The organism is Candidatus Phytoplasma phoenicium, assembly GCF_001189415.1.
Classification (GTDB): Bacteria; Bacillota_I; Bacilli_A; order Acholeplasmatales; family Acholeplasmataceae; genus Phytoplasma; species Phytoplasma phoenicium.
The window spans coordinates 1-9,711 of record NZ_JPSQ01000016.1; the positions used below are offsets into that span (position 1 = coordinate 1).

Genomic DNA, 9,711 nt, shown 5'->3' on the forward strand with positions numbered 1-9,711 from the left:
ATAATACTCTTGAAAATTGTTCAAAAGAAGACAGAAATAAAATTATTCAAATGTTATCTAATTCAGAAACATTAAAAATATTAAAAGAAAAAGCTAAAGAAGTCAAAAATCAGGAAACAGCTTCTTCTTCAACAAAATCTAATAAGAAACAAAAATAATTTATATAAAATTTTTTATTATTTACAAAGACCTTTCCTCAGGGTCTTTTTTATTTTACACACGTTTTTTGACTGGTAAGGAAAACAAATTACCCTAATTGTTAAGGCCATCAACAAAACTCTAGATAATATTTTAATTACAATTCTGAATACAACTAGTTTCTTAAAAAAACTATTTCACAACCTATAAACCTTGAAAAGGAAACGAAAACTATGTTAATAAAAAAATTTTATCTCTATCTAGTAATATCATTTTTTTCATCATCATTCTAATTTTATTTATTCCAATGAATCGCCTTTATTAATTCCTTTTGTGGTAAAAAACTCGCTTAAATTTAGCGAGTTTTGTTCGAATTAAAGATTAATCTAATCCTTTTGGTTTTTGAGAAGGACGGTTTCTATCTAAATTTACATAATATCTTTTGCTACATGTTTCTCCATCAATATACCAATCATCCAAAAAGATACCTTCTACATATTTATAATAATGACTAACTACATTTTCATAATAAAGACAGCGGGAAGAACGACCGAATTTATTACGAATTTCATTACCTGTATATTCATTTAAAGAACCACCAAAAGGGTTAATTAGCGTTTATTTCAAATCAAGGTCAAACTCAAAACTTTTAATTCCAAAAACAAAATTTACTCCTTCTGATTTTAAATATACCTTAGATGAGTTGTTGCCAAAAGTTTACAATATCGAAGAAGTATTTAATAAACTCTCCTATAATAACTCAGAGTTTCTAAAAAAACCTTCAAAAATTTCTCCAAACAAATCTGTAAGCATCAAAAACAACATCAAACTACATACTGTGCGCTACTAACACCACGATTAAATCAACTTAAAAACAATCCTATCTTTCAACTTTACAGAAAATTTTGAGGACTTAACTGCATTGATTCTAAAAATTGTTAATAAATTCATTTTTAAAACTAACTTTTTATTAGTGTGCTTTTTTAAGGATTAAAAATTAATTTTATTTTTTGGTATAAATATTTTTTACCTAAAGAAGTAATCAATATTTTTTTATTTTTTTGTATGATATATTTAGATTTCAGCGCTTTGCGCAAACATGTTCGAAAAATTTCTTCAGACCATTTTAATTCATTCTTAATATTTTGAATATTATTTGTTTTCTTTTGTATTAAATTATTTTCTAAATGCATCAATAAATTAATTAAAATTAAATTTTTTTTATGAAAATAATTTGTAATGGTTTTTGATATAATACCTTTTTTTGGTTCACAAAATAAAACAATTAAAAAAATTACTAAAGTAACGACAGCAATCATCCCAGAAACATTTAGGTCAAAATAAATTCCTAAATAATAACCTAAACTAGTGTTTACCAAAGCTAACCATAAAGATAAAAGCCAACAAGTTAATAATCTTTTTGTTAAAAGTCGCGATGTAGCTGCAGGGCCGATCATACAAGCCACAGTCATGATGGAACCAACCAGATCAAAAGAAATAACTGTTGTTAAAGAAACCAAAGTCATTAAGGAATAGTTAATCCACAAGGAAGAAAAACCTAAAAGATTTGTTAAAGAAGGATCAAAAACAAAAATCTTTAATTCTTTATAAAAAATAATCACAAACAATAAATTTAATATTAAGACAGGAATAATTTTATATAATTTTGAACTATGCGCTAATTCTATGTTACCTAAAAAAACAGCATCTGTATCTATATGGATATTTCTAATAAATATACTAATAATAATGATAGCTAAGGAAAAGAAAAAAGTAAAGATAATACCAATAGCCGCGTCTTTGGAAATTTTACTATTTTTACTTATTAATTCTATTAAATAGACAGTTAATACACCTACTAAAGTAGCTCCTATAATTAAAAAAGAAGAATTTAAATCTTTGACTATTAAATAAGCTAGTACAATTCCTAATAAAACACTATGACTTATAGCATCTATCACCATAGACACTTTTTTTAAAATTAAAAAGACACCTAAATTGGCCAAAGACAAAGAACATAAAATTAAAATACAAAAAATATCTGTTTCAAAAGACTTTAAAATAGTTGTTATTATATACCACATACATTAAATTCTACCATTTATTAAATTTTCTACTAATTGAATACCTTTAGCAGTGATGATAATTTGATGAGGTGTTTTATATAAATATTGTTCTTTAAATAAAAAACTTTCTAATTTAGGGATTTCATAATATGTATTATGATGGTAAAAATGTATTAATTGTCGAAATTTTTTAATTTGTTGTTTATATTTTTTTTGTTTGAAAAATCTTTTTAAAATTCCATATTTGGGCGCAAATAAATAAGTTAACAAAATGAAAATGGTATTAATAATGACAATGATAGGGCCTGTGGGCATATTATCTATATGAAGGCTAATGATTATACTAATAAAACTTGATAAAAAAGCAATAACAGTCACAATAAAGATATTAGTGGATAATTTATCACTTAAATAACGCGCAATAACTCCTGGCATAATTAATAAAGCACTAGTCACGATAATACCTGTAATTTTTAAACTAATTATAATTAACCCTATTAATAAAGAATTTAAGATAAAAGATATTAGGATATTATTGAATCCCATGCTTTTAGCAAAAAACTCATCAAAAGTAAAAATTTTAAATTCTTTCCATAAAAAAGTAATGGTTAAAAAAGTTAAAAGAGTTATCATACTTATGATTTTGACATGTTCTTCAGAAATTAAAGCAATTTGGCCTAAGAGAAATTTTTCTAAAATAGCAATAGAACTATCTGTTGCAACTTTTTGTGCATAAGCAATTAACACATTACCTAAACCAAAAAAAGAAGCCATAATTAAAGAAAGAATAGTGTCTGTTTTGATTTTAGAATATCTTTTAATTAATTCCATTAAACTTAAAGATATAATAGAAGCTCCAATAGCTCCTAACCAAATTACCCATTCGTTAGTAGTTCGGAACCAAATATAGGAACAGGCAATCCCTGGTAAAACTGCATGCGAAAGCATATCACCTAATAAAGCTTTATTTTTTAAGCTAATAAAAATACCTAAAATCCCAGATGTCATACTTAGTAAAAAAGCACCTAAACAAATTTTGAAAGAAGTAGAAGTAGCTAATAACCCAAAAATTGAATTTATATCGATCATATATTTATAATTTTTTATTTTCCTTTCGATGACATGATGCGTTGTGTTAGATTGGTTTATTGAATTGATAATTTTTATATGTTTTTTTTATATTTTCTGCATTAAATATTTTTTTGGTTTCACCACTTGCTATTTTTTGAATATTTAAGAAAATAATATGATCAAAATATTGAGGGACCGTTTCTAAATCATGATGTACTACAATAATAGTTTTTTGTTTTTTTTGTAATTCTTTTAAAACAGTTATAATTTTTTTTTCTGTTTGGATATCGATACCTTGAAAAGGTTCATCCATTAAGTAAATATCTCCTTCTTGAGCTAAAGCTCTCGCTAGAAAAATTCTTTGTTGTTGCCCTCCGGAGAGTTCTGAAATTTGGCGATCTTTCAAATCAGTCATTTCTACTTGAGCTAAAGATTCTAAAGCTATTTTTTTATCATGCAAAGTAGGCCTTTTAAACCAACCTAAATGCCCATATCTCCCCATTAACACTACATCAAAAACAGTCGTAGGGAAATCCCAATTGACAGAATTTCTTTGTGGAACATAAGAAATTTTTTTTCTTATTTGTTTGTATCTTTGGTTATTAAAAAATAAAATTTCTCCTGAAATTTTAGGAATTAATTCTATTAAGGTTTTAATTAAAGTTGATTTTCCGGCTCCGTTGGGTCCTAAAATAGCTGTTAAAGAACTTGAAAAAATATCAATATCTATATCCCATAAGGCAGGTTTTAAATGATAAAGAACAGTTAAATCTCTAATTTTAATACATATATCTTTTTTCATGATAAATTATCTTTTATCACTTTCATATTATTTAAAAAAGCTCCTATATATGTAGAATGTTTATATTCACCAGAACCTAATGTTTCTGAAAGTTGGTCACTTCCTAAAGAATCAGAATATAATTCGCTGTTTGTGGGAATTTTAATAGGATTTAAATTTTTGTTTTGACGAAAACTATTGACTTGTTCTTGTAAACTTTTTAAAGAATCTTTAGGCATAGAATTTTCTGTAAAAATAGATTTCACATTATTATCAGCTAATTTTCTTGCTAATTCGATGATTTTTTTACTATTGGCTTCTGTTTGAGTGGAAATACCTTGAATTGATTCTAATTCGAAACTACAATTATTTTTTTTAGAAAATACTTCCCAATAAGAAAAAGCATCGTGAGCTGTAACTATGATTAATTTTTCTTTATTTTTTTTTTTCTTGATTTTTAATTCTCGCATTTCTTCTATAATATGTTTTTTTAATTCTCTTAATTTGCCGATAAATAATGACTTATTATTTGATAACGAATCTTTTTCTTTTGGATTAATACATCTATTACTTAATTCTATTTCTAAATGTTCAATAACTTTGATCCATAAATCAATATCAAACCAAATATGTGGATCACAATCCTTTGAGTCGTCTATTTTCAATTTATCTTCTTCTGTTAAACTTTTTTCTCCAGCTTTCCATACATTATCTTTGTTCAAAAGTTCGAAAGATTCTGTCATTTTAGCTTCCAAATGTAAACCATTAACAATGACTAAATTAGCTGTTTTAATCTTATTACGATCCGATAATTTCGTTTTATAATTATGTGGATCAATCCCCATGCCCATTAAAGAAGTTTGACACTTAAAACGTTCTATTTTTTGATAATGATTATCGTCTTTATTGAGTTCTTTTAGATCTACATCTCCGATTAAATGTTTTACTGTGTCTTCTAACATTTGAGTGGTTGTAAGAATGGTGATTTGATCATTTTCAGGATTTTTGTTTGAGGGAGCAAAATAAGCACAAATAGGAATAATTAAAATCAAACCAGTAATCAGGAAAATGATGAAAAAAGACCAAAAATGGGGTAATAAAGAAATTATTTCAAAAATCCTATTAATGAATTACAAAAACTTTATATTTTTTTTCATCAAAAAGCTGAAGAAAATCCTCAATTAAATGAAGAAGCTAGACAAATTTTTTTAAAATTAGAACAAAAAGAACCATTTGTCACTGAAATTTGGAAATGGTTTAAGGAAATTTCTTTACAAGAATTTCAACAACTTTATCGATTATTAGGGATTGAATTTGATTATTATATTGGTGAATCTTTTTTTGACCAATTTATTCCCAATGTATTATCTGAATTAAAAAACAAAAAATTAATGATATTAGATAAAAATGCTTATATTATCCCTTTGAATGCTCCTTTACCACCTGCCTTAGTTCAAAAAGATAATGGAAGCGCACTTTATTTTACAAGAGATATCGCTTGTGTTTTAAATCGTTATCAACAATTTACCTTTAATAAATGTTTATTTGTTGTAGGTAACGAACAAAAACTTCATTTTCAACAACTCCAAAAAGTAATAGAAAAAATGGGTTATGATTATGCATTAAAACACATTAATTTTGGTTTAATAACAATTCAAAATGTAAAAATTTCGAGTCGTAAAAATAATCAATATCAATTAAAAAATATTATCCAAAAAACAGTAAATGAAGCTAAAAAAGTTATTCAACGAAAAAACCCTAATTTAGAAAATATAAATCAAATTACTACTCAAATAGCCATTGGAGCTATAATTTTTAATGATTTGAAAAACGATCGTCACTTAAATATAGACTTTAATTTAAAACAAATGTTACAATTTGAAGGTAATACTGGTCCTTATTTACAATATACAGTTGTTCGTTTATATTCTTTAATGCAAAAAAATAATTCAATAGAAATTGATTTACCTAAAGACTGGAAACCTTTTATTTTTTATTATCAACAACCACATTATTTTAATTTAATAAAATTAATGGGTTATTTTCCTGTGATTCTGAAAAAATCTCAAGAACATCATATGCCTAGTATTTTGGCACGATATATTTTTCAATTAGCTAAAAATACTAATCAATTTTATACAAAAGAAAAAATTTTATCGACTGATCCTATTTTAAAAAAAGCTAATCTTTTATTCATTGAAACTATACGTATTGTATTAGAAGAAGGATTAAAAATTCTTGGCATTCCTATTTTAAAAAAAATGTAAAATAAAAAATTATATTTTGTGAAAGATACAGAAAAAAATAAATTAAAAATTTTAAATCCGTATTTATCTATTATTTAACATTTTAATAATGTTTTTTTAATTTATAAAATGAAAAGAAGGTTGTCTTATATGACCGAAAAAATTAAACAAAGGATCAAATTTTTAACTAATACACTTCAACAAGCAAATTATGAATACTATCAACTAAGCCAAACTACTTTAACAGATCAGCAATATGATTCTTTACTGAAAGAATTGATAATGTTAGAACAAAAATACCCTCATTTTAAATTAAATTATAGTCCTACTTTTCGTGTTAACGGTTTTTTAAGTAAAAAATTTACTAAAATTATTCATGACACTCCGATGTTATCATTGAATAATGTTTTTGATTTTTCAGAATTAAAAAATTTTTATAAAAATATTTTAAAAAAATTTCCTCATTGTCAATTTATTACAGAATTTAAAATTGACGGAGTGGCTATTAGTTTAAAATATGAAAAAGGAACATTAATACAAGGAGCTACACGAGGCAATGGGTATATTGGTGAAGTGATCACAAATAATATTAAAACCATTAAAAATATTCCTCTTAAATTACAACAAGACATCGATTTAGAAGTGCGCGGAGAAATTTTTTTTAACTATGCAGCTTTTCATAATCTTAATCAAATACAACAAAAAAATAATAAAACGTTATTTGCTAATCCCAGAAATGCTGCTTCTGGTACTTTAAGACAATTAAATTCTAGCATTACAGCTAAACGTAACTTATTGTCTTTTATTTATACTATGGTTAATCCACCACAATATATACAAACTCAAAAAGACGCTTTAGAATTTTTAAAAAAATTAGGTTTTAATGTTAATCCTCATTATTATTTAATAAATTCTTTTGAACAATTAGTAACTATTATCAAACAATATGAAACATTAAAAAAACAACTCTCTTATGATATAGATGGAGTTGTCATAAAAATAAATGATTTAACTTTATATCCTCGTATAGGATACACTAGTAAATTTCCTAAATGGGCTATTGCTTATAAATTTAATTCCTCGCAAAATGAAACTATTGTTCAAAAAATTAGTTTTCAAATTGGTCGTACTGGTTCAATAACTCCTATCGCAGAATTATTGCCTGTCATGGTTAGTGGTAGTTTAATCTCTCGTGTGACTTTACATAATTTTAACTATATTAAAAAAAAAGATATTAGAATAAATGATTTTGTTTTAATACATAAATCTGGTTCTGTTATTCCAGAAATTATCGAAGTTATAAAAACGAAAAGAACAAATCAACAACCTTTCAATATGATCGATAATTGCCCTTTTTGTAATTATCAATTAACTAAATATCCCGATGAAGTCGATTATTTTTGTTTAAATGAAAATTGTGACGAACAAAAAATCAAAAAAATTATTCATTTTGTTTCGCGTCCCGCTATGGATATTAATATTTTAGGAGAAAAAACTTTAAATTTATTTTTTAAAAATAAGTTAGTACAAAGTATTTCGGATTTATATTTATTAAAACAACGTCGAACTCAATTAAGCCAATTACCTGGTTTTAAAATGAAGAAAATAAGCAACATTTTAACTGGTGTAGAAAAAAGTAAAAATCAATCTTTTGAACGACTTTTATTTGCTTTAGGTATTAAACATGTTGGTTCCAAAATAGCTAAGGTTTTAACCAAAACTTTTCATCACATTGATCATTTAAAAAAAGCAAAATTAGAACAAATGCTAAAGATTCCTGAAATAGGCGCGGAAATAAGTAAAAGTGTTAAGAAATATTTTAGTAATCCTCAAAATCTTCAAGAAATCGATTTATTAAAAAAACATGGTTTAAAATTTTATGTATCCGAAACTAAAGATAAAACTTTTAATAATTTTTTTTCTCAAAAAAAAGTTGTTTTAACAGGAACTTTTGAATTTTATTCCCGTACTCAACTTACTAAGTTATTAGAACAATATGGTGCATATGTATTGAATTTTATTAACAAAAAAATTGATTATTTAATTTATAGCCAAAAAGATAGCGTTAAATTTATTAAAGCTCAAAAATTTGGAATTCCTATGATCGATGAAAATTATTTAATGAAATTATTGACAAACATTATAAATGAAAAACAAGTTAAAAACGAAAATTAATATGACTGACTTAGGGGAAATTATATTAAGTATATGAAAAATATAGGAATTGATATAATTGAAATTAACCGTATAAAAAAAAGCGGAATCGAAAAAATAGCAAAACATATTTTATCACATTTAGAATATGAAATTTATAATAAAATTACAAACATCAAAACCAAATATAGTTTTTTAGCTGGAAGATGGGCCGTCAAAGAAGCTATTTTCAAAGCTTATCAAATAGGAAATTTACAAAATAATTATAGCGATTGGACTATTTTAAACGATACTAAAAAAGGTTTTCCGTATATTAAAAACAATCACAAAACAGAAAGCATAGTTATTTCAATTTCTCATAGCGAAAATTATGCTATCGCTTTAGCAATTTTATTATAAAAATTTAAATTTATTCATGTATTAAATTTATTTAGAACATTAATTTTTTCAATAAACATACTTTTTATTTTAAATAAATTTAAAATTATTGATTTGAATCTGAAAGAAAAATACCAAAGTCAGCAAAGGCCATTGGTTTCTTTTGGATTTTAGTTTTTAAATCTTGAATATGATAAGTATTATTTTGATAAGTATTTGCATAAAGATAAATTAACATTAAACGTATCATATCTTCGTTATTTTTTAAATCTAAATCAGAAGCTTTATAAAAATTGTGTTGTTGTAAAAGTTGTTGTACAAATTTATAGATATTTTTCTTATTATAAAATTTTTCTTGTTGAAAAGTTAATATTTTTTGTTCTAAAGAATAATATGTTTCTTCCGAAACTTTTTCTAATGCTATAATAGACATTTCTTGTTTCGAACGGCGTGGTTTATAAAAAGATAAGTCATCTAAATGTTTTATAGGATAAAAATGAAAGAAACGATGATATTCTGTTTTTTCATTTAAAATTAATTGCATTAAATAATTTAAAACAATTTGTGAATTTTCTTTTTGATTATCAAAAAACAAAATACGTTCACAAGCAATTTTTAAATATTCTTCATTTTTTTTATCAATAATTTTAATAAGTTTCCCGGTTAAATCAAAATTAACCTCAATTTGTGTAATTTGTTTTACAATTTGTTGTTGGGCTTGTATTATAGATATTTGATTAATTTTTTGTAATTGTTCGCTTAAAAAATCAATATAAAGAGGATTATTTTTAATTTTTTGTAAAAATAAATTAATTTTTCTTTGATATTTAAAAAAATTATCATTGGTTTTTAATAAATAATAAAAAGAATAAAAAAA

The 9,711-nt window shown here is 24.3% G+C and carries 8 protein-coding genes; 3 read left to right on the plus strand and 5 right to left on the minus strand.

The features are described from left to right. Positions 1 to 1,121: 1,121 nt before the first annotated feature. Genes AlmWB_RS00570 through AlmWB_RS00585 form a run of 4 tightly spaced genes read right to left on the minus strand, consistent with a single transcriptional unit; the run spans position 1,122 to position 5,108 of the window. On the minus strand, positions 1,122 to 2,222 hold the full coding sequence (locus tag AlmWB_RS00570) for a metal ABC transporter permease (RefSeq protein WP_050337093.1): 1,101 nt from the start codon (positions 2,220 to 2,222) through the stop codon (positions 1,122 to 1,124). 3 nt (positions 2,223 to 2,225) lie between these two features. Then, positions 2,226 to 3,293: a metal ABC transporter permease gene (locus AlmWB_RS00575; RefSeq protein ID WP_050337095.1), complete on the minus strand. Its 1,068-nt coding sequence runs from the start codon at positions 3,291 to 3,293 to the stop codon at positions 2,226 to 2,228. Between the two features lie 46 nt (positions 3,294 to 3,339). Next, positions 3,340 to 4,077, minus strand: a complete 738-nt coding sequence (locus AlmWB_RS00580) for a metal ABC transporter ATP-binding protein (RefSeq protein ID WP_050337098.1) — start codon at positions 4,075 to 4,077, stop codon at positions 3,340 to 3,342. Continuing rightward, the gene (locus AlmWB_RS00585) at positions 4,074 to 5,108 is read right to left on the minus strand and encodes a metal ABC transporter solute-binding protein, Zn/Mn family (protein ID WP_239682417.1); all 1,035 of its coding nucleotides are present in this window, start codon (positions 5,106 to 5,108) and stop codon (positions 4,074 to 4,076) included. The genes AlmWB_RS00580 and AlmWB_RS00585 overlap by 4 nt, the downstream gene beginning before the upstream one ends. 69 nt (positions 5,109 to 5,177) lie before the next feature. Between AlmWB_RS00585 and argS the strand changes: the two genes are divergently transcribed. The 3 genes from argS to acpS all read left to right on the plus strand — a co-directional run bounded on the left by argS (position 5,178) and on the right by acpS (position 8,855). Beyond that, a complete protein-coding gene (gene argS, locus AlmWB_RS00590) occupies positions 5,178 to 6,323 on the plus strand; it encodes an arginine--tRNA ligase (RefSeq protein WP_083993339.1) in 1,146 nt (381 codons plus the stop codon). Positions 6,324 to 6,452: 129 nt separating this feature from the next. Then, positions 6,453 to 8,477, plus strand: a complete 2,025-nt coding sequence (gene ligA / locus AlmWB_RS00595) for an NAD-dependent DNA ligase LigA (RefSeq protein WP_050337104.1) — start codon at positions 6,453 to 6,455, stop codon at positions 8,475 to 8,477. A 33-nt stretch (positions 8,478 to 8,510) separates the two neighbouring features. Further along, positions 8,511 to 8,855, plus strand: a complete 345-nt coding sequence (acpS, locus tag AlmWB_RS00600; RefSeq protein ID WP_050337106.1) for a holo-ACP synthase — start codon at positions 8,511 to 8,513, stop codon at positions 8,853 to 8,855. 85 nt (positions 8,856 to 8,940) lie between these two features. Here the strand turns inward: acpS and AlmWB_RS01850 are convergent. Beyond that, positions 8,941 to 9,711 (minus strand): Wadjet anti-phage system protein JetA family protein (locus tag AlmWB_RS01850; RefSeq protein WP_239682418.1); only part of this gene is annotated, 771 nt, incomplete at its 5' end.

Excerpts from the sequence above, each read along its gene's own strand:
- AlmWB_RS00575 (WP_050337095.1), bottom strand. The coding sequence starts at position 3,293 with ATGATCGATATAAATTCAATTTTTGGGTTATTAGCTACTTCTACTTCT.
- acpS (WP_050337106.1), top strand. The coding sequence starts at position 8,511 with ATGAAAAATATAGGAATTGATATAATTGAAATTAACCGTATAAAAAAA.
- AlmWB_RS00580 (WP_050337098.1), bottom strand. The coding sequence starts at position 4,077 with ATGAAAAAAGATATATGTATTAAAATTAGAGATTTAACTGTTCTTTAT.
- AlmWB_RS00570 (WP_050337093.1), bottom strand. The coding sequence starts at position 2,222 with ATGTGGTATATAATAACAACTATTTTAAAGTCTTTTGAAACAGATATT.
- ligA (WP_050337104.1), top strand. The coding sequence starts at position 6,453 with ATGACCGAAAAAATTAAACAAAGGATCAAATTTTTAACTAATACACTT.